At 38.8% G+C, this 19,847-nt stretch carries 19 protein-coding genes, 1 rRNA gene and 1 other annotated feature; of the genes, 8 read left to right on the top strand and 12 right to left on the bottom strand.

Annotated features, from left to right (window positions below):
• From GH754_RS02665 to GH754_RS02650, 4 genes are all read right to left on the bottom strand, one after another.
• Positions 1 to 279, bottom strand: a 16S ribosomal RNA gene (locus GH754_RS02665); the annotation flags it as partial.
• 727 nt (positions 280 to 1,006) lie between these two features.
• Positions 1,007 to 1,366 carry a rhodanese-like domain-containing protein gene (locus GH754_RS02660; RefSeq protein WP_153727166.1) on the bottom strand — a complete coding sequence of 120 codons (360 nt, stop codon included), beginning with the start codon at positions 1,364 to 1,366 and terminating at the stop codon, positions 1,007 to 1,009.
• A 15-nt stretch (positions 1,367 to 1,381) separates the two neighbouring features.
• Positions 1,382 to 3,796: a leucine--tRNA ligase gene (gene leuS / locus GH754_RS02655; protein WP_153727165.1), complete on the bottom strand. Its 2,415-nt coding sequence runs from the start codon at positions 3,794 to 3,796 to the stop codon at positions 1,382 to 1,384.
• A 74-nt stretch (positions 3,797 to 3,870) separates the two neighbouring features.
• Positions 3,871 to 4,082, bottom strand: a binding site (T-box leader).
• 115 nt (positions 4,083 to 4,197) lie between these two features.
• On the bottom strand, positions 4,198 to 4,515 hold the full coding sequence (locus tag GH754_RS02650; protein ID WP_228550102.1) for a DUF2524 family protein: 318 nt from the start codon (positions 4,513 to 4,515) through the stop codon (positions 4,198 to 4,200).
• A gap of 95 nt (positions 4,516 to 4,610) precedes the next feature.
• Here GH754_RS02650 and GH754_RS02645 point away from each other — a divergent pair, with 95 nt between their 5' ends.
• A complete protein-coding gene (locus GH754_RS02645) occupies positions 4,611 to 5,195 on the top strand; it encodes a class I SAM-dependent methyltransferase (protein WP_153727164.1) in 585 nt (194 codons plus the stop codon).
• Here GH754_RS02645 and GH754_RS02640 read toward each other — a convergent pair.
• Together GH754_RS02640 and GH754_RS02635 are read right to left on the bottom strand one after the other, a co-directional pair.
• Entirely contained in the window at positions 5,192 to 6,235 is a 1,044-nt protein-coding gene (locus tag GH754_RS02640; protein WP_153727200.1) for a tetraprenyl-beta-curcumene synthase family protein, read from the bottom strand. The genes GH754_RS02645 and GH754_RS02640 overlap by 4 nt on opposite strands.
• A 56-nt stretch (positions 6,236 to 6,291) precedes the next feature.
• Positions 6,292 to 7,068, bottom strand: a complete 777-nt coding sequence (locus GH754_RS02635) for an alpha/beta hydrolase (RefSeq protein ID WP_228550101.1) — start codon at positions 7,066 to 7,068, stop codon at positions 6,292 to 6,294.
• A gap of 65 nt (positions 7,069 to 7,133) precedes the next feature.
• On the opposite strand from GH754_RS02635, the gene GH754_RS02630 reads away from it, so the two are divergent.
• Both GH754_RS02630 and GH754_RS19905 read left to right on the top strand, forming a co-directional pair.
• Entirely contained in the window at positions 7,134 to 7,649 is a 516-nt protein-coding gene (locus tag GH754_RS02630) for a gamma carbonic anhydrase (protein ID WP_153727162.1), read from the top strand.
• Positions 7,650 to 7,746: 97 nt separating this feature from the next.
• Positions 7,747 to 8,634, top strand: coding sequence for a C39 family peptidase (locus GH754_RS19905; RefSeq protein WP_153727161.1), 888 nt, complete (start codon positions 7,747 to 7,749; stop codon positions 8,632 to 8,634).
• Here GH754_RS19905 and asnB read toward each other — a convergent pair.
• Positions 8,615 to 10,528 carry an asparagine synthase (glutamine-hydrolyzing) gene (gene asnB / locus GH754_RS02620; protein WP_153727160.1) on the bottom strand — a complete coding sequence of 638 codons (1,914 nt, stop codon included), beginning with the start codon at positions 10,526 to 10,528 and terminating at the stop codon, positions 8,615 to 8,617. The two genes, GH754_RS19905 and asnB, sit on opposite strands and share 20 nt — an antisense overlap.
• Positions 10,529 to 10,734: 206 nt before the next feature.
• Complete coding sequence (gene metK / locus GH754_RS02615; RefSeq protein ID WP_153727159.1) at positions 10,735 to 11,934, bottom strand: methionine adenosyltransferase; 1,200 nt, start codon at positions 11,932 to 11,934, stop codon at positions 10,735 to 10,737.
• Positions 11,935 to 12,224: 290 nt separating this feature from the next.
• Between metK and pckA the strand changes: the two genes are divergently transcribed.
• The 4 genes from pckA (at position 12,225) to GH754_RS02595 (ending at position 16,615) form a co-directional block, all read left to right on the top strand.
• The gene (gene pckA, locus GH754_RS02610) at positions 12,225 to 13,814 is read left to right on the top strand and encodes a phosphoenolpyruvate carboxykinase (ATP) (protein WP_153727158.1); all 1,590 of its coding nucleotides are present in this window, start codon (positions 12,225 to 12,227) and stop codon (positions 13,812 to 13,814) included.
• A 218-nt stretch (positions 13,815 to 14,032) separates the two neighbouring features.
• Positions 14,033 to 15,040 (top strand): ABC transporter substrate-binding protein, encoded by a 1,008-nt coding sequence (locus GH754_RS02605; protein ID WP_153727157.1) that lies wholly within the window; start codon positions 14,033 to 14,035, stop codon positions 15,038 to 15,040.
• An 11-nt stretch (positions 15,041 to 15,051) separates the two neighbouring features.
• Positions 15,052 to 15,816, top strand: a complete 765-nt coding sequence (locus GH754_RS02600) for an ABC transporter ATP-binding protein (protein WP_153727156.1) — start codon at positions 15,052 to 15,054, stop codon at positions 15,814 to 15,816.
• The gene (locus tag GH754_RS02595; RefSeq protein ID WP_228550100.1) at positions 15,809 to 16,615 is read left to right on the top strand and encodes an ABC transporter permease; all 807 of its coding nucleotides are present in this window, start codon (positions 15,809 to 15,811) and stop codon (positions 16,613 to 16,615) included. Before GH754_RS02600 ends, GH754_RS02595 begins: the two co-directional genes overlap by 8 nt.
• A 25-nt stretch (positions 16,616 to 16,640) precedes the next feature.
• Here the strand turns inward: GH754_RS02595 and ytkD are convergent, their stop codons facing one another.
• Both ytkD and GH754_RS02585 read right to left on the bottom strand, forming a co-directional pair.
• A complete protein-coding gene (ytkD, locus tag GH754_RS02590) occupies positions 16,641 to 17,123 on the bottom strand; it encodes an RNA deprotection pyrophosphohydrolase (protein ID WP_153727154.1) in 483 nt (160 codons plus the stop codon).
• 36 nt (positions 17,124 to 17,159) lie between these two features.
• Positions 17,160 to 17,687, bottom strand: coding sequence for a hypothetical protein (locus GH754_RS02585; RefSeq protein ID WP_153727153.1), 528 nt, complete (start codon positions 17,685 to 17,687; stop codon positions 17,160 to 17,162).
• Between the two features lie 137 nt (positions 17,688 to 17,824).
• On the opposite strand from GH754_RS02585, the gene GH754_RS02580 reads away from it, so the two are divergent.
• Positions 17,825 to 18,610 carry a DUF6612 family protein gene (locus GH754_RS02580; RefSeq protein ID WP_153727152.1) on the top strand — a complete coding sequence of 262 codons (786 nt, stop codon included), beginning with the start codon at positions 17,825 to 17,827 and terminating at the stop codon, positions 18,608 to 18,610.
• 41 nt (positions 18,611 to 18,651) lie between these two features.
• Here GH754_RS02580 and GH754_RS02575 read toward each other — a convergent pair whose 3' ends face one another.
• Both GH754_RS02575 and GH754_RS02570 read right to left on the bottom strand, forming a co-directional pair.
• Complete coding sequence (locus GH754_RS02575) at positions 18,652 to 18,972, bottom strand: hydrolase (RefSeq protein WP_153727151.1); 321 nt, start codon at positions 18,970 to 18,972, stop codon at positions 18,652 to 18,654.
• 93 nt (positions 18,973 to 19,065) lie between these two features.
• Complete coding sequence (locus tag GH754_RS02570; RefSeq protein ID WP_153727150.1) at positions 19,066 to 19,830, bottom strand: IucA/IucC family C-terminal-domain containing protein; 765 nt, start codon at positions 19,828 to 19,830, stop codon at positions 19,066 to 19,068.
• Positions 19,831 to 19,847 lie beyond the last annotated feature (17 nt).

The following is a 19,847-nucleotide window of genomic DNA, read 5'->3' as shown; positions in this document are numbered from 1 at the left end:
CCCACCAACTAGCTAATGCGCCGCGGGCCCATCTGTAAGTGACAGCAAAAGCCGCCTTTCATCTTCGAACCATGCAGTTCAAAGTGTTATCCGGTATTAGCCCCGGTTTCCCGGAGTTATCCCAGTCTTACAGGCAGGTTACCCACGTGTTACTCACCCGTCCGCCGCTCGTTCCACAAGCGTCACCCCGAAGGGATCAACTCGCTTCCCGCGCTCGACTTGCATGTATTAGGCACGCCGCCAGCGTTCGTCCTGAGCCAAGATCAAACTCTCCAAAATAGTATTGGATGTTTATAATCCATCTTGCTCATAAAAATCAAATTGCTATTAAAATAGCGAATTGACGTACTGGTTGGTTTGTTCAGTTTTCAAGGTTCGAATACGCCGCCTCTCAAAAAGCGACTTTATTAATATAACAAATTATCAAGTTTTCGTCAACAACTTTTTTAAATTGTTAAGAAAATGTTTCGTCTTTCGTTTAAAGCGACAATAAATATAATAACATCTTTATAAATCAATTGCAAGAACTATTTCCTGTTATTGTTGAGATTCTTTTTTAACCCACCTTTTTTTGCTGGCGGATTAATAATATATCACCTTTATAACTTATTTACAACAGAAAATGGACTTGTAAGATTTGGTAATCAATCTGTTAATAATATAACAAAGACTTAAAATCAGTTCACTGCATACCCACATTTGAATAAACGGGCTTCACTTCGGTTTTATAATTCAGCCTTTATTAATCACGTCACTTTAATCTTTTTTTAGTAGAGTTTCATTAAAAAATTAGTCAAAATGAATTTTATTCGATTCACATCTTATCTTTATCCCGTCTTTTTCCTAATTTATTCAATCTTCCCTCCATAATCATGTCACATTCCCGCATAATCAGGTCGATCTTTCACAAATACCGGTCAGTCAGAAAGCACCCATACCAAACTTTCTCCTCCAACTCAGTATTCACCCAATAAAAAAAGGCCCCACAGAGGAGACCTTCGAAATTCTAAAACACAACTTCACCAGACCAATTTAGCATTCCACCAACCATGTTTCTTACCTTATATCCATGTTCTTGCAAATAGAGAGAGGCGTTATAACTTCTACGCCCAGATCGACACACCATAACATACTCTTTTTCTTTATCGAGCTGATCAAGGGATTCAGGGATTTGTTGTAACGGAATATGCTTAGCCCCTTCAATCATTCCCTGCTCTACTTCTTCATTTTCACGAACATCAATAATGGTGTATGTATCTTTACCTACATGTTCCTCTAATTCTTCTGGTGTAATCTCTTTTACTTCCTCTGACACACGAATACCTCCTTCACCTAAAATCAGGGGATAGCCGTTCAAACTCACCATCCCCTTTTCACTTAATTAATTAGCAACTATATTCACAAGCTTGCCAGGAACTGCAATCACCTTGCGTATGGTTTTCCCTTCAATCCACTCTTGAATCTTTTCATCTTCAAGTGCTATTTTTTCCATATTTTCTTTCGTAACATCTTTAGGCATCATAATTTTAGCCCTTACTTTACCCATAACCTGTACGGCTACCTCTACCTCATTCTCAACTAATTGACTTTCATCATATGCTGGCCACGGTTCATAGCTGACTGTTTCACTATGACCAAGCTTAGCCCATAGTTCTTCAGCTATATGAGGAGCGACTGGTGATAATAGTTTAACAAAGCCTTCTGCAAAGTCCTTTGGAATATGGCTCGTTTTATATCCTTCATTAATAAATACCATCATTTGAGAGATGCCTGTATTGAAACGAAGGTCTTCAAAGTTTTCAGTTACCTTTTTCACAGTTTCGTGATAAACACGATTTAGTTCTTCATTTGCCTCTGCCTTCACCTTATCGTCTAGATTGCCTTCATCATCAACGAATAGACGCCACACCCGGTCAAGGAATCGACGTGCTCCATCCAATCCATTTGTGCTCCATGCGACAGAAGCATCTAGCGGTCCCATAAACATTTCATATAGTCTTAGGGTATCTGCACCATGCGTATTGACGATATCATCAGGGTTTACGACGTTCCCTTTTGATTTACTCATTTTCTCGTTGTTTTCACCTAGAATCATACCTTGGTTAAAGAGCTTTTGGAACGGTTCTTTTGTAGGAACTACCCCTACATCATATAGAACCTTATGCCAGAATCTTGCATAGAGAAGATGGAGTACTGCGTGTTCTGCTCCTCCAATATAAACATCAACAGGTAGCCATTTTTTTAGCTTCTCAGGGTCTGCAAGCTGCTCAGAATTGTTTGGATCGATATAGCGTAAGTAGTACCAGCAACTTCCTGCCCACTGTGGCATAGTATTCGTTTCGCGACGGCCTTTTTTCCCTGTTTTAGGATCTGTAACCTCGACCCAGTCATCAATATTAGCCAGTGGAGATTCTCCTGTACCTGATGGTTTGATTTCGTTGGTTTCAGGAAGTACTAGTGGCAGTTCCTCCTCTGGCACAGCCTCCATGGTTCCGTCTTCCCAGTGAATAATAGGAATAGGCTCTCCCCAATAACGCTGGCGACTAAATAGCCAGTCACGTAGTCGATAAGTTGTTTTTCTTTCACCATGACCATTATCAACAAGCCATTCAATAGCCTTATCAATAGCCTCTTGCTTACCAAGCCCGTTTAGGAAATCAGAATTCACATGCTCGCCATCTTCTGTATAGGCGGCTTCATCTATATTTCCGCCTGCCACTACTTCAATAATAGGGAGTTCAAATTTCTTCGCAAACTCATAGTCCCGCTCATCATGTGCTGGTACAGCCATAATTGCTCCAGTTCCATAGGTCATGAGAACGTAATCGGCAATCCAGATAGGCATTTCTGCTCCATTAATTGGATTGATGGCATAAGCGCCAGTGAAAACACCTGTTTTATCCTTAGCAAGGTCCGTTCTTTCTAAATCACTTTTCGTTTCGATTTCTTTTAAATAGGAATTAACTGAACCCTTTTGTTCACTAGTCACGATTTCTTGAACCAATGGATGTTCAGGTGCTAAAACTGCATAGGTTGCACCAAAGAGAGTATCTGGTCTCGTTGTAAAAGCCTCAAAGGATTGATTTGTATCCTTGATAGAAAATGTAATTTGAGCACCTTCTGATTTTCCAATCCAATTACGTTGCATATCCTTTATACTCTCAGGCCAATCTAGCTCCTCTAAATCTTCTAGCAGACGATCCGCATATTCCGTAATTTTTAGCATCCACTGTTTCATTGGTTTACGAACAACAGGATGGCCGCCACGTTCACTTTTTCCATCGATGACCTCTTCATTAGCCAACACAGTACCAAGAGCAGGACACCAGTTCACAGGAACCTCATCTACATATGCCAATCCTTTTTCATAAAGCTTAAGGAAAATCCACTGTGTCCATTTATAATAGTTCGGGTCTGTCGTATTGATTTCTCGGTCCCAGTCATAAGAAAAACCGAGTGATTGAATTTGACGCTTAAAGGTTTCAATATTTTGCTGGGTAAAGTCCTTTGGGTCATTACCCGTGTCAAGAGCATACTGTTCAGCAGGAAGACCAAACGCATCCCATCCCATTGGGTGTAGAACCTCATAGCCCTGCATTCGTTTCATTCTTGATAAAATGTCTGTCGCTGTATAACCTTCTGGGTGACCAACGTGAAGTCCAGCCCCTGAAGGATACGGAAACATATCCATTGCATAAAATTTTTCTTTTGCTGATTCTGTATCGGTTTTAAAGGTTTTGTTTTCCTCCCAATACTGTTGCCATTTCTTTTCAATCTTTCTATGGTCAAAAGCCATACCCTTTTCCTCCTAACAAGTTTTCATTTGAAGTATGTATAAAAGTATAAAAAAACCCCCATCCCATATAAATCATATGGGACGAGAGTTATATTCCCGCGGTACCACCCAATTTAACACATCTGTGTTCACCTTGAGGTCCTTAACGCGGACAAACGTCAGATACTACTATTTTCATATCTGCAACTGTAAAGGCGAGTTCATGAATATCAAGGATAGCTCACACCAACCGCTACCTCTCTGCAAGTCTTGATTACCCATTACTATTCCTTCTCATTGTCTTTTCCGAAAATGATATGTAAGAGTATTGTAATGAAGTAAGGAAATATTGTCAAGATTCGGCATTAAATTGGGCAATAAATAAATCGGGAGTGCCCCCTAGCACTCCCGAAAACTTCACGTTAACTATATTCATCAAGGTCCACTTGATCCAAATACATATCATTTAAAACCTGAGAAACTTGGAGGTGTAGCCTGTGTAGCTGTTCTCGCTGCTGGGCATTCGCGCTTATATTCATATGGTCAATTTCTGCTTCTGCTAGTTCTAACGTCGTTTGGGCATTAGTATAATCCGTATCCACATCATACCCATTACGGTTGGTTTCATCGAGTTCTTTTTTTGCACTTTCGATTTTTTCCTTGATTTCCGTAATGAGATTGTTCATGGATTCGCGGGTTGCCATAAGCATCACCTCTTTTATAATTTGAACGAAACTCATCCAACTATACACTTTACCTTGATGACATTTATCTTCCCGTTCAATCATGCTAAAATTTAAACACCAAAACTAATGATAAAAATGGAGAAATCACTATGACCTTAAAATCAGCCCTACAATTTTCACATCATTTATTAACCGAATCCGTTGAAGAAGGAGACTTTGTCGTCGATGCAACAGTAGGAAATGGACATGACACGGTCTTCCTATCAAAGCTAGTAGGTACAAACGGAACTGTATTAGGCATTGATATCCAAACTCAAGCGATTGAAAACACAAAAAAACGCCTGAAAGAGGAGAAAATCACGAATGTCCAATTACTTCAGGATAGTCATGGTAACCTGGAGTCATATATCCCAAATGAAAAACATGGAAATATCGGTGGGGCCGTCTTTAACCTAGGATATTTACCTGGAAGCGATAAATCCATCATTACAAAGCCGGACTCCACTATTGGAGCCATACAATCTCTTCTCCCCCACCTACTACCGAAAAAGCAAATTGTGCTTGTCGTTTATTATGGCCATGAGGGTGGGGATAAAGAAAAAGATGAATTGCTGACCCTCGTGAGCTCGCTTGATCAAAATCAATTCAGCGTCCTTCAATATGGATTTATTAATCAAAAAAATAACCCTCCATTTGTCGTGGCAATCGAAAAAAGAAAAGCCCGCTCTAGTTAGCTTTTGACTAGAACGGGCTTGATTTTATGATAAAGTTTAGTATTTAAATAAAAGAATTTAGCCTTCCTTCCAGCCGTACTTAGTATGGACTTCACGAAATGACTGGAATTGCGCAAATGCATGACCTTTTCATCCGCTAAATATAAGCCGACCAGTCCCTTTTGTACCATATGGTGAAAAGGCTGATGCGGAATAGCCCCAAGATGATTTTCCGTTTGTTTAAAAATATACAGCAAACGATTTTCTAATTGCTCATGATTATCGTAGAAGCTGCAAAAATTCAAATCCCCTTCCTTTTCATCCTCCTTCTGATCAATAAAATAATCAAGCATAATATGTAGGCCTTGCATATAAGGGAAATAACCTTTAAAAATGTTCTCGGCAAGCTGAGAGGATGACTTCCCTTCTAAGCCGTAGGAAATCAGACAAAACACGCCCAACGTAGAACCGGTACAAGCCGAGAATTCATACCAGGTTAAGTCCGGACAATTATGCTGATGAGTGTTAAACCAACTCGTTAAGCGGTCCACCCTTTCTTCCTTTTTGACATGCTTATGCACTTGCAGGTCACGGTATAAGGATGCTAAGTGAATTAAATAGGGCTGCATTTTTTCGTACTGTTTGATTTTGCCAATAATATGCTGACAGGTCTTGACCAGCTCTGGCAAATAATCACCATCATCCTGCTCCTCACGATACATATAATAATTTTTGGTAGGTTCTCCTGGGGTTAGGGCATCTAACATGGACTGATGTAGCCATTCAAAATCCTGTGGGTCTAATGACGTACTTCGATCACATAGGTTATCCAAGTAATCGCTAATGGTTTGATATGCCACAATAAACCGAATGGCATCTAGTCGTTTTTCTTTAGCTAATAAAGCATAAATGCCCCCACCCTCACAGTGAAACGTTTTGGATTCAATACTGGCTAAGGCTTGTGTTTTTAATTCTTCATTTGGAATTTGCTCAGCCTTATGGGTCCAATAATCTAACTCGCGATTAACATCAGGAAATACTCGGCGGTAACAGCTTGCCATTAACTGGACAGGTGTTTTCGGTATTTTAGCTTTCAACTTATTTCCTCCATTACTGTTTAAATGAGCTCTTTTATAAATATATTTGCATAGCGAAATACTTCATCACGCTCAGGTTCGTTAAAAATTTCATGAAATAAATGCTCCCATTCATAATACTTTTTGTTTTGAATAGGTAGTGCTTCAAACCAGCGATAAACGTGCTGTTTTTGCACCAGTAAATCCTTTCCAGCCTGCATGATTAAGGTTGAAACATTCGGATAATTGCTTATTTGCTCAAATGCCTGTAAAATTGCTCGTTCAAATTCATGATACCAGTGTATGGATACTTTATTCAAAAATAATGGGTCTTTTTCATCCCGATTATGAAACAACGTATTTCGGGTAGACATATAGGGCTGTAAGTTCATTTTAACTCTTAGTGTAGGATAGTGTTTCGCGATCATTTTTGAAATAAACCTCACCCATTTGGGCGGTTTCGATTCAAGACCTAACCCAGGTGATGACAATATCACACCCTTTACATCTGGTTGTAACTCCTCCATCGTTCGGACAACTGCGAGACCCCCCATACTATGCCCTAATAAAAAAATGGGTGAATGATAATCTTTCGCTACTTCAATCCAATTTGAGATCGTATTTATATAGTCATCAAATGAGTCAATATGGCCTTTTAAACCCTTACTCTTACCTTGGCCTGGTAAATCATCATAAAGAACATTAAATCCCGCCTGTTGCCACTGACTCGCAAGCCATTCATAACGGCCTGAATGTTCAAAAGCACCATGAACAAGGATGACAGTCCCCTTGTTTGATTTACTCAGCTTTCTTTTCAAGAGAATGCCTCCCAAACATTTGATATAATCATATTATCACAACTTTCTTAAGGGGGATTGTACATATGATTTATGAATACAAAGGCAAAAAACCTAGCATTGATGAAAGTGCTTTTATTGCACATGATGTGGTGATTACGGGTGATGTCACCATTCAAGAGCAATCGAGCATCTGGTTCAAAACTGTGATTAGAGGGGATGTTTCTCCAGTTCATATTGGAAAAAAAGTAAACGTTCAAGATCAGTGTATGTTACACCAAAGTCCTGAAAAACCACTCATTCTAGAGGATGGGGTTTCTGTTGGTCATCAGGTTCTCCTTCACTCTGCCGTCATCCGTAAAAATGCTCTAATTGGCATGGGAGCAAAAATATTGGACGGTGCTGAAATTGGTGAAGGTGCCTTTATTGGGGCTGGAAGTTTGGTAACCCCAGGGAAAAAAATCCCGCCGAAAACATTAGCTTTTGGTAGTCCCGCTAAAGTTGTACGCGAACTTACCGATAAAGATATTGAAGAGATGAATCGTGTTCGTCAGTCCTATGTGGAAAAAGGACAATATTATAAATCATTACAAGAGGGTTAATTGCTTAAAAAGTGTGGAGTTTGTTGACTCCATTACCAAAAGATGTGTTACGTAATCTGCTTTGCCCTCCATAAGCTATTGAAAAGGAGGGCAACATGTGACACTAACTTTGATCCTATTTTGTTTATTCATGGGGTTTGGTTTAAACCTAATGAAAAACAAATACAAACTCTTTCAGAAAAAAATCCTACGGTACAGCCGTTTATTTATATTCTGTGCGATTCTAATGATTATTGTTGCCACATATCAGTCTAAACAAACTTGGCTTCCCAAGTTCCGAGACTTAATAGTAGCTCAAGAAAAGCTTCCAGAGGTGAAGTCTATACCTACGACTGCTAAACCCTATTCACCTGTAGAACCTTTACTTGATGAAGTGGATATCAAGTCTTCTGTGAAATTAAAGGCGGCACAAATTGCTCAAATGCCACAACTTCCCCGAGGATGTGAGGTTACCTCTTTGGCTATGCTCTTGAGGTATCACAACTATGAAACGAACAAAATGAGGCTAGCGAAGGAAATCACTCGGGACCCTTCACCACATCGAATTAAGGATGGAAAAACATATTTTGGCCATCCTAATAGAGGTTTTGTTGGCAATATGTATGATTTTTCTGAACCAGGGTATGGGGTTTACCATAAGCCAATTGCTGCTTTAGCCAAAAAATATGCCGGGGAAAAGGTTCAAGACCTTACTGGTCAGTCCTTTTACCGTGTGCTAGAAGCATTGAACAAGGAACAACCTGTGCTTGTGATTATCAATGCCAAATATAAAAAGCTGCCGAAATCAGAATTTGAAACCTGGCATACAACAAATGGAACGATAGAAATCACCATGAATGAGCATTCGGTTCTTGTCACAGGTTATGACGAAGACTATGTATATTTTAATGATCCGTTAGAACGAAAGAAAAAAGCACCCTTCGACGACTTTCTAGACGCCTGGGTGCAAATGGGAAAGCAAGCTGTTACGATTGAGAAATCGTAAGCTTGCTTTCTGTTTTATCCTCATTTCGTAATTCCTCAATACTAAATTTACCCTCTACAAAAATTTGGTGCCATAGCATAAACATTAGAACCGTCCAAATCTTACGGCTATAATCTCCCTTATCTTGACAATGATCATCAAGCAAGCCCATAACTACATCTTTATGAATAAGATGGTCCGTTTCACTTTCTTGGATTAGGTTTTTAGCCCAATCATTTAATTCATTCTTTAACCAGTGACGAATTGGCACTGGGAATCCTAGCTTTTTACGGTTTAATACATGTTCTGGCACAATGCCCTTTACTGCTTCCCGCAAAATCGACTTTGTTGTTCCATTGGCTATTTTTTCAGATACAGGAATCTCACCCGCAACCTTCATTACCTCTTTATCAAGGAATGGAACACGCAGCTCTAATGAATGAGCCATTGTCACTTTATCAGCTTTAAGTAGAATGTCACCTCTTAGCCACGTATGGATGTCAACATATTGCATTTGGTTGACTAACGGCTCATGTGAAACCTGTTTAAACAGTGGCTTTGTAAGACTGTTATAAGGAACATTTACATTATACTTTTTCAAGAGCTGCTTTTTCTCAGCTTCCTCAAACATTTTAGCATTGCCAATATAACGTTCATGTAAAGGAGTTGTTCCTCGTTCTAAAAAGCTTTTCCCTTTTACACCTTCAGGCAAAATGTTGGCTACTCGGCGCAATAAATCCTTAGCTGGGTCCGGAATAGATTGAAACATCTTTAAAGACTCAGGCTCTCGGTATATGTTATAACCACCAAATAACTCATCTGACCCTTCTCCAGAAAGCACAACTGTCACATGCTTGCTCGCTTCCCTTGCCACAAAATACAGAGGAACACAGGCAGGGTCTGCTAATGGGTCATCCATATGCCACATAATTTTCGGTAGTTTTTGAACATACTCTTCAGGTGTAATAACATAGGAAATGTTTTCAACACCTAATTTATCCGCCGTTTCCTTCGCTACATCAATCTCTGAAAAGCCATCTCGCTCAAAACCAACGGAAAAGGTTTTTATGCCAGGATGAAATTGTTTTGCCATTGCCACAATGATGGAAGAATCAATACCACCTGATAAAAAGGATCCAACCGGAACATCACTGCGCATGTGAACATTCACGGAATCATATAAAACATCCTGAATACGTTTTATCCAGTCTTTTTTGTCCATTAGCATAGGTTTAAACCGAGCATGGAAATAGCGGTGAAATTTTATGGATTCACCAGGCTTTTGAATAAAATAATGACCAGGTTCAACCTTTTGAATTCCTTCTGTCATTGTGTATGGCTCTGGTACATATTGAAAGCTTAAGTAATGTTGTAAGGAGTCAAGATCAACCTTCTCCTCATCTAAAATCATGGAAAGACTCTTTTTCTCAGAACCAAAGTAGGTTTGATCATTTTTACATGAATAATAAAGAGGCTTAATTCCAAATGGGTCGCGCGCGCCAACTAAGTTTTCATTTTCTTTATCCCAAATCAGAATGGCGAACATTCCTCGCAGACGTTCAAAAGCCTGTTCACCATATTGATGATACATCGCTAGAATAACCTCTGTATCGGATTCAGTATCAAAATGAAGGCCTTTTTTAAGAAGTTCATCTTTTAATTCAAGATAATTATAAATTTCTCCATTAAAAACCATCCAATAGCGGTCATTTTCGTAATGAAATGGCTGACTTCCACTTTCAATATCAATAATACTTAATCGTCTAAAACCAAATGATATATATTCATTATGGAAATATCCTTCATCATCAGGTCCACGGTGGGTAATCATGTTATTTTGTTGCTGAAACTGATGCTTCATTTTATCTGTTATCTGGAATTGGTTGTGTCGAATCATTCCAATAAATCCACACATGATGTTGTCCTCTCTTTCGTAAGTCTTTAACCTATCTGAGTATATCATAACAATAATAGCAGTTCGATAAATTTTAAAAACGGTCTATTAAATATGACGAAAAAAATTATATAGAGTTTCACATATATTTAATTGCCGCAGTATCAAAAACCCTTGGCATAAACCAAGGGCTCCTTACAGTTCAATTATTATTTTTCAACCTGCAGTTATTTATTCATATTGCCTTTAAGCGCGTCTACCTTATCTGTTCTTTCCCAAGGAAATTCAATATCTGTACGTCCAAAATGGCCATAGGCCGCAGTATCCTTGTAAAGTGGCCTTCTTAAATCTAACATTTTAATAATTCCCGCTGGTCGCAAATCAAAGGTTTGACGGATGGCATTTACCATATCCTCTTCATCCACTGTCCCCGTTCCAAACGTATTAACTGAAATGGAAACAGGCTGAGCAACCCCAATAGCGTATGCTAATTGGACTTCACAGGAATCAGCAAGACCTGCTGCCACAATATTTTTGGCAACGTATCTAGCTGCATACGCTGCTGAGCGGTCTACCTTAGTTGGATCCTTACCGCTGAATGCACCACCGCCATGTCGAGCGTATCCTCCATATGTATCTACAATGATTTTTCGTCCGGTTAGACCTGCGTCACCCTGTGGTCCTCCTATGACGAAACGCCCGGTTGGATTAATAAAATATTTGGTATCATCATCCAATAAGTCGGACGGTACCACTTCTTTAATGACATGTTTGATTAAGTCATCACTGATTTGCTTCAATTCAATGTCTTGATGGTGCTGTGTAGAAATGACAATTGTATCTACACGAACAGGGTTATCATGTTCATCATACTCAATCGTAACCTGTGTTTTCCCATCAGGCCGTAGATATTCCAATGTACCGTCTTTTCTTACATCAGATAGACGTTTGGATAGCTTATGAGCAAGTGAAATTGGTAACGGCATAAGCTCAGGTGTTTCGTTTGAGGCATACCCAAACATTAACCCTTGATCTCCAGCGCCAATAGCCTCAATTTCTTCTTCTGACATACTACCTTCTCTTGCTTCTAAGGCTTGATTAACTCCTTGAGCAATATCTGCTGACTGCTCATCAATTGCAGTTAGAACTGCACACGTTTCTGAATCAAAGCCATACTTTGCTCTTGTATATCCAATATCTTTAATCGTTTGTCTCACAATTGCTGGAATATCAACATATGTAGTTGTAGATATTTCACCCGAAACAAGCACAAGACCTGTAGTCACGGTTGTTTCACAGGCGACACGTGCATTTGGGTCTTCCTTTAAAATTGCATCTAAAATGGCATCAGAAATTTGGTCACATATTTTATCAGGATGTCCTTCTGTAACCGACTCTGAAGTAAATAGCCTACGCTTTACAGCCATTTTACTATTTCCTCCTTACAAAACAGTCAAAATTTATATATTATAGGAAGTAAATCGTCCTTTTATCTATTGACTGCTTCCGAATTATCATATCGTTTAGGGTTCTGAATGTCAACCAAAGGCCAAGAATACAACGTTTATCATGCACATTAATAGCTAATAAAATGTGAAATATGAACTTTTTAGTTTTTTTCACAAATAGTATGGACGATTAATATAAATATGTTATACTAATTAAAAATAATATGACAAATATTACTTTGTACTATTAGGAAAAAGGGTGAAACGAAATGAGCAATGTAAGTCAGAAAACGGTAGTAACAGAGGTTGAGCAAATGGAGAATACTCATCATAATTTACCTGTTCCAACTCTTGTAGAAAAGGTACTAAGTCGTAACGAAGGGATCCTTACTTCTACTGGGGCAATACGTGCCACAACAGGAAAATATACAGGACGCTCACCTAAAGATAAATTTATCGTAAGGGATTCATTAAGTGAAAACAAGGTGGAATGGGGAAGTGTGAATCAACCAATTTCCGCAGATGTTTTTCTTAATCTTTATCACAAGGTTGTTCAGTATTTAAAGGAAAAGGATGAAACATTCTCTTTTAAAGGATATGCGGGCGCTGATCAAAATTTACGCCTTCCAATTCAGGTAGTGACAGAATATGCTTGGCACAATCTTTTTGCCGACCAAATGTTTATTAGACCCACTGACGAAGAATTACAATATCATCAATCCGGTTTTACTGTTGTTTCGGCACCGACCTTTAAGGCAGATCCAGAAATTGATGGTACTCATTCCGAAGCATTTGTCATGATTTCATTCGAACATAAAATCGTTTTAATTGGCGGCACAGAATATGCTGGAGAGATTAAAAAATCGATTTTTTCAGTTATGAACTATATACTCCCAGAACGAGATATTCTTTCGATGCACTGTTCAGCCAATGTCGGTGTGGAAGGCGATGTTGCCTTGTTTTTTGGCTTATCTGGTACAGGTAAAACCACCCTTTCAGCTGATCCTGAACGGAAATTAATTGGTGATGATGAACATGCTTGGTCGAATAACGGTGTTTTCAATATTGAAGGTGGCTGCTATGCCAAATGTATCAATCTTTCAGAAGAGAAGGAGCCACAAATTTTTAACGCCATTCGCTTTGGATCTGTGCTTGAAAATGTCGTGATTGATGAAAAATCGAGAGTAGCTGATTACGATGATACAACACTTACAGAAAACACTCGAGCAGCATATTCGATTGACAACATTGATAATATCGTTCAACCAAGCATTGCAGGACATCCAAGAACAATTGTGTTTTTAACAGCAGATGCTTTTGGTGTTCTTCCTCCGATTAGCAAACTAACAAAGGAACAAGCGATGTATCATTTTCTAAGTGGTTATACGAGTAAATTAGCTGGAACGGAACGAGGAGTAACATCTCCTGAAGCAACGTTTTCGACCTGCTTTGGAGCACCGTTTCTACCATTGCCAGCAGCCACTTACGCTCAAATGCTAGGGGAAAAAATAGATCAGTTTTCCGCCAATGTATTTTTGGTCAATACAGGCTGGACTGGTGGGCCATATGGTGAAGGAAAACGAATGGATTTAAACCATACACGTGCAATGGTACATGCAGCGCTTGGTGGGGAGCTTGATAATGTTGAAACTGAAGTAGACCCTTATTTCGGTCTTGCTATTCCAACCCATTGTCCTGGTGTACCAAGCCAAGTCCTTACACCTAAGAAAACCTGGGAACAGCCTGAAGAATATGACCAAAAGGCTAAAGAATTAGCAACGAAATTCCATGAAAACTTCAAGAAGTTCAATCATATTACTGAAGATATTCAAAACGCGGGTCCAATCTATCGCCCGTAAGTAAGATAACCCTTTGTTTCTGCAAAAACGACTTTACGAAAAATTGTTCTCTCATATCCTTAAAAATAGATATTGAGTTGCCTACATGATGATCATGTAGGCTTTTTTTTCGTTCATATACATCTCCTTCCAAGACCATAGGAATATAAGCACACTATCTGGGCGTCTGCATAGTATGTTCTTAGATTTACTTATTATATTTAAGGAGGATCACATACATGAAGGGTGCAAGAAAACTGCTGAGTTTCGTTTCGGTGGCAATACTTTTATTTATCCTTGGGGCATGCTCTAACAGCAGCAACGATAGTGACACAGCATCGATTGACGTTGCGGAAGTGACACGTTCTGTCTTTTACGCCCCACAATACGTTGCCCTTGAAAATGGTTATTTTGAAGAAGAAGGCCTAGAGGTAAATCTCACTACAACATGGGGTGGAGATAAAACGATGACAACACTTGTTTCAGACGGTGCTGACATCGCATTAGTGGGGTCTGAAACCTCTATTTATGTACATTCCCAAGGGGCAAATGACCCGGTAATTAACTTTGCTCAGCTAACACAAAAGGACGGTACTTTTCTTGTTGGTAAGGAGCCAAACGAAAATTTTTCATGGGATAAACTTAAGGGCAGTAAGTTCTTAGGTCAACGAAAAGGCGGTATGCCACAAATGGTTGGAGAATACGTGTTAAAGCAAAACGGGATTGACCCTCATCAGGATTTAGAGCTTTCACAAAACGTTGACTTTGCTAACATTCCAAGCGCTTTCCAAACCGGTGATTATGAATATGTTCAATTATTTGAACCAACTGCCAGTGTTTTTGAGAAAGAAGGATCAGGGCATGTGTTAGCCTCATTTGGGGAAGCATCAGGAAAGGTGCCTTACACAGTATTTATGGCCAAACAATCCTTCCTAGAAGAAAATGAGGGAGTGGCAAAAAAATTTACAAGAGCCATTTATAAAGCCCAGCAGTGGGTTGACAGCCATAGTGGTGAAGAAGTAGCCGAAGTCATACAGCCATATTTTGAGGATACCGATGTAGAAATGCTTGCCGACTCTGTCAACCGTTATAAGGATTCAGAAGCATTTGCGACTAATCCTGTTCTAGATGAAGAAGAGTGGAACAACTTAAAGTCCATTATGGATGAAGCTGGAGAACTTCCTGAGGATGTGCCGCATGACACATTGGTGAACACGCAAATCGCCGAAAACATTATAAATGAGTAGAGGTGATGATCATGGCATTCTTGACAGTTAAAGACATCTCTCATCTATACTTTACAGAAAAAAACTATACAAAGGCACTTGAAGAGATATCACTAGACGTAGAGAAAGGGAGCTTCGTTTCTCTAATCGGTCCTAGCGGTTGTGGAAAAACAACCCTACTCTCCATCATTGCAGGGTTGATTCAACCAACACAAGGGGAAGTGCTTCTGGAAGAGGAAGCGATTAGTAAGCAAAACTCCTCCATTGGCTATATGCTACAGCAAGATTATTTGTTTCCATGGAAAAACATTATCGAAAACGTCTTAATTGGTCCGCACATTCAAAAAAACCTAACAAAGGAAATCACAGAACAAGCAGAAAGGTTGCTTGAAGAGATTGGGATTGGAAATACGAAAGAGTCCTACCCCAACCAGCTATCTGGAGGGATGAGACAGCGGGTTGCACTGGCTAGAACACTTATCACTGACCCCAAATTACTACTTCTTGATGAGCCCTTCTCTGCGTTAGATTATCAAACAAAGCTTAAGCTTGAAAACCTAGTTATGGAAATTTTAAAGAAATACGATATGACATCCGTACTTGTCACTCACGATATTGGAGAAGCCATTGCCATGAGTGAAAGGATTGTGCTATTACAATCCAACCCGGGCAGAATAGCCAAAATTTTCAATGTACCTAAAGAAATTATTAAGCTGAGTCCATTTGATGCAAGACAGGAACCTAGCTATTCTGAATTTTTTCAAACCGTATGGAAGGAGTTGGAGAGCCTTGAGTAATCATGAAGATCAACTCCTATTTACAAAATTTAAGAGAAAGAAGAAAAAAGAGAAGCGATTGGTGTTATCTTGGCAGGTTGCGATATTTGTCGTCTTTTTCGTTCTTTGGGAAACACTGAGTCGATTACATTGGATTGATCCGTTAATTTTTAGTTCCCCATCTCGAGTTTGGAGCTTATTTCAAGAGAAAATTGCTGATGGCTCTTTGTTGATGCACTTACAGGTGACTGGCTTTGAAACAATTGCAGGTTTTATCCTTGGTACACTACTTGGGATACTAATAGCCACACTATTATGGTGGTCACCTAGATTGTCCAAAATTCTTGATCCTTACCTAGTAGTATTAAATGCAATGCCCAAAGTTGCACTGGGGCCAATATTAATTGTTGCTTTAGGTCCTGGATATGTGTCCATTATTTCAATGGGGATTATCATTGCCGTTGTCATCACCACCATACACATTTATTCAGCCTTTCGTGAGGTTGATGAAAATTATATAAAGGTACTCAGGAGCTTTAATGCAAGTCGGAAGCAAATTTTTATTGAAGCCATTTTGCCGGCATCATTCCCAACCATGATTTCCACGTTAAAAGTAAATGTCGGTTTGGCATGGGTTGGGGTTATTGTTGGTGAATTCTTAGTTTCTGAACGAGGACTAGGATATATGATTGTTTATGGGTTCCAGGTTTTTGACTTCAACCTAGTTCTATTAAGTCTGCTTGTTATTGCCGTTTTTGCAGGTGTGATGTATAAGGTTGTGGAGGCAATCGAAAATAAATTAATTCACCATAAAAGCTAAAGTAAGAGGCTATTCCTTTTTGTTCTCAGCCTAAGGAATTAGCCTCTATTTCTTTAATGACTTTTAAGCTGTTAGGCAAAACGCCGTCCTTCATCATAAAACTAAACATGGAGCTTTCACGTATATTTTTCGGTAACTGATCAAGTAATACAGGACCTAACGTTTCATGGTAGGAGGTTTGTTCACGTAACTCGTCTACCTCACCGAAGTAGACATTTTTAATCACTTCTCCCCCTTTTCCATCGACAAAATATTGCCCAATATAAGTTAAGTCTGAAACAATGCCACCTGTTTCTTCAAAGACCTCTCGCTTTGCCGCTTCCTCTGCTGTTTCGCCAATTTCTACTTTTCCACCTGGAAACTCCATTCCACGGTCTTTATGTTTCGTTAACAACCATTGGTCTTGATATTTAGTTATGACCCAAACATGCTTTGGGCTAGGAGAAAAAGGATTTTTCGTAAAAGAGAGTTTTACTTCATTCTGATAATAGTCCCTAAATGTAATCATATTGCATTTTCACTACCTTTTAGCTATTGCTGGGATTTAGTTATAATACACCTTATGAAGCACCCAACCATTTTGCTCATTGAATCTAAATTCCATTTCAATAATATAATCCCCATAAAGCTCACTGCTATTAACCTGAGTTACTGTTGCTTGTCCATCTTGACTCTCACTAATTTCATATTCATGATCCTTAACAAGCCAAGGTGGTGTTTCCGTTGGGATGATATATAATTGATTGTTTCGTTCTTTATAATATAAATCTACATACTCTTTTGCAAGTGATAGGCTAGCAAAGTCCCGAAATTCCTGTACCAACTCCTCCTTCGACTGAAAATTCGTTACACGATATTGCTCATCCGTTTTCTGGACAAGCGTATCCATAAATTTTTGTGAAATAGAGTTGATGGTTTCGTGTGTTAACTCTTGCTGTTTGCTATCATCTTCGTAAGTAAAAGTGTCAGAAAATGAAGTAAATTGATTTACGTGTGGTATACTAACAGGTAAACTAATCGTATGGACAAGGGCTACACAAATGGCTATCGATTTCATGTTGAGGAAGTCCATCGTTACATTCCTCCCCAGTACGTTTTTTATAAGGCCTTTCCATTCATGTATATAAACTATTCCCTAAAAAATTGCATACAAATCAGTTGATTTTCTTTATTTATTGAAATTTATTAGACAGTTCAGGAGGATTGAAAATGAAAAAAGCAATCGTAGGACTGGGATTATTGGTGTTCATGACCCTTTTCGTTGCATGTGGAAATGGTACAGATAACCCACAGGATGTCTATGAGCAAGCTATGGAAGCAAGCTCAGAATTAGAAAACTTTGAAATGGAAATGGAGATGAACCAGGAAATTGGGATCGCACAAATGGACCAACCCCTTACAATGAACATGAAGTCTTCTGGTAAAGTACAGGTTGAACCACAAGCCATTTATCAAGAAATGACACTCCAAGGATTGATGGCAGGAAAACAAGAGGTTGAGATGTATTATACTGACGAAGGCCTCTATATGAAGGAAGGGGATCAAAACTGGAAAAAAGCATCCGAGGAGATGTTAAAGCAACTAAATCAATTTAGTCAAAGCCAATCATCACCTCGTGAGCAATTAAAACAACTAGAAGATTATGTAGATGACATGTCCATGGCGGAAAAAGAGGATCATTATGAAATTACGATTACTTCCTCTGGGGACAACTTAAAAAAATTGATTGTTGAACAAATCAGTCAAAATAATATTTCCGGAAATGAGATAAATGAAGAAATGCTTGAAAACGTAAATATTAAAAACGTAAACATTGAATTCCATGTTGAAAAGGATACCTTTTATCCGCTCGTGTACAATCTAGATATGGAAATTGAAGAACAACAGAATGAAGAAACCTCCAACGTGAAGGTTTCCATCCACTCGACTTATAGTAATTTTAACGAAGTAGGAGAAATTACTGTACCAGATGAAGTGAAAAAATCAGCAGAATAAACATTTCAACCCTTGTCATTATGATCGACAAGGGTTGTTTGTTAATCATCAGGATTATCTAACACATTCATGGAGTGAATGTGTTCTCTCGTTTGGTCATCACCTAGTCTATAAAGCATTTGCAACACATTGATTAGACCCTGGTCAAAATCATCATTCTCTTGATCATTGTGGTATTCCTTGATTGGGACATGTGCACGCCAAAAAGAACCAAAATCAGCATCATACATTTCATCGAATAGTTCTCTTAATTTAATAACATCCTCAGGTGTTGCGTATATAATAAAATCCTCGTTATTACCTGCTTTTAATCGCGAAATTTCTTGGGTTCCTAAGCTAACATAAAATTTTTCCTTATCCATGCTCCAACCCTCCTACTACTATCTTTCTCCTTGTCATGGTTTTTATGCCTAGGAGAACTTTCCTAAATTCTTGCAAGCAAAAAGCCCCCAATATCATTTACAGACATGGGGGCATACCTTACAATATGTGCTTTCATTATTGAGCATATGTGTTAGACAACACGTTTTCCTTACACGAGCTTTCGTAGGTAGGACTAGCTGATAGGAAAACTTGTGAAGCGGATTTTCCTTCTCTCCAAACATTTTTCCATGAAATTCATGCACAATCATATGAAAATCATTCTCCATAGTCGTAAGGATAGAATCCTCCTGCACAAGCTTTGTCGCATACCGCTCATAAAACCAAAAGAAATACGTGGCAAAGCTTTCCCACATAACGGGGAATGGTAGCTTAGTTACCTGGTGAACGGTTTCAAACACCTTTAATAAATGATTATGAACAAGCTCTTGACTCGCAGCCTGCAACCATTCATAACGGTTATTTGGATCAGCATTTGTTATAGTAGAAATATCGTCTATTCGTAAGCTGGGAAACCAGCGCGAATCATCATCTGTTAAAACTAAATGAATATTATTTAAAGAAAAATCCAACTGCTTATTGAAAACAGACAATGAACAAAAGCCGGTTGTCACAACTAAATAACTATATCGTTTTACAAAAGTGGAAGCCACAGCTAGTAAGGAATCTGAGTGTAAGTATTGCTTTAAATGAGAAAACAATGTACTCATAAATTCTGGATTCACAAGCTGACTGGCTGACATATGCTCAAACTTGTGAACCGCTTGAAATGATCTCTCATAATCATATCGAAAGTGTGTAGCCATCAGCTGTTCTTCATGAGGCTTTAATGTATCCATATGTCCCTTCCTCACTA

Origin of the sequence: Salinibacillus xinjiangensis (assembly GCF_009649735.1) — a bacterium.
Lineage (GTDB): Bacteria > Bacillota > Bacilli > Bacillales > Alkalibacillaceae > Salinibacillus > Salinibacillus xinjiangensis.
The sequence above is the reverse complement of the archived record's forward strand: the minus strand, read 5'-3'. Positions and strand labels throughout refer to the sequence as shown.

Excerpts from the sequence above, each read along its gene's own strand:
- GH754_RS02575 (WP_153727151.1), bottom strand. The coding sequence starts at position 18,972 with ATGGATAAGGAAAAATTTTATGTTAGCTTAGGAACCCAAGAAATTTCG.
- metK (WP_153727159.1), bottom strand. The coding sequence starts at position 11,934 with ATGGCTGTAAAGCGTAGGCTATTTACTTCAGAGTCGGTTACAGAAGGA.
- asnB (WP_153727160.1), bottom strand. The coding sequence starts at position 10,528 with ATGTGTGGATTTATTGGAATGATTCGACACAACCAATTCCAGATAACA.
- GH754_RS02585 (WP_153727153.1), bottom strand. The coding sequence starts at position 17,687 with ATGGACTTCCTCAACATGAAATCGATAGCCATTTGTGTAGCCCTTGTC.
- GH754_RS02570 (WP_153727150.1), bottom strand. The coding sequence starts at position 19,830 with ATGGATACATTAAAGCCTCATGAAGAACAGCTGATGGCTACACACTTT.
- GH754_RS02660 (WP_153727166.1), bottom strand. The coding sequence starts at position 1,366 with ATGGTGAGTTTGAACGGCTATCCCCTGATTTTAGGTGAAGGAGGTATT.
- GH754_RS02640 (WP_153727200.1), bottom strand. The coding sequence starts at position 6,235 with ATGGCAAGCTGTTACCGCCGAGTATTTCCTGATGTTAATCGCGAGTTA.
- GH754_RS02600 (WP_153727156.1), top strand. The coding sequence starts at position 15,052 with ATGGCATTCTTGACAGTTAAAGACATCTCTCATCTATACTTTACAGAA.
- GH754_RS02645 (WP_153727164.1), top strand. The coding sequence starts at position 4,611 with ATGACCTTAAAATCAGCCCTACAATTTTCACATCATTTATTAACCGAA.
- GH754_RS02580 (WP_153727152.1), top strand. The coding sequence starts at position 17,825 with ATGAAAAAAGCAATCGTAGGACTGGGATTATTGGTGTTCATGACCCTT.
- ytkD (WP_153727154.1), bottom strand. The coding sequence starts at position 17,123 with ATGATTACATTTAGGGACTATTATCAGAATGAAGTAAAACTCTCTTTT.
- GH754_RS02605 (WP_153727157.1), top strand. The coding sequence starts at position 14,033 with ATGAAGGGTGCAAGAAAACTGCTGAGTTTCGTTTCGGTGGCAATACTT.
- GH754_RS02630 (WP_153727162.1), top strand. The coding sequence starts at position 7,134 with ATGATTTATGAATACAAAGGCAAAAAACCTAGCATTGATGAAAGTGCT.
- GH754_RS02650 (WP_228550102.1), bottom strand. The coding sequence starts at position 4,515 with ATGAGTTTCGTTCAAATTATAAAAGAGGTGATGCTTATGGCAACCCGC.
- leuS (WP_153727165.1), bottom strand. The coding sequence starts at position 3,796 with ATGGCTTTTGACCATAGAAAGATTGAAAAGAAATGGCAACAGTATTGG.
- pckA (WP_153727158.1), top strand. The coding sequence starts at position 12,225 with ATGAGCAATGTAAGTCAGAAAACGGTAGTAACAGAGGTTGAGCAAATG.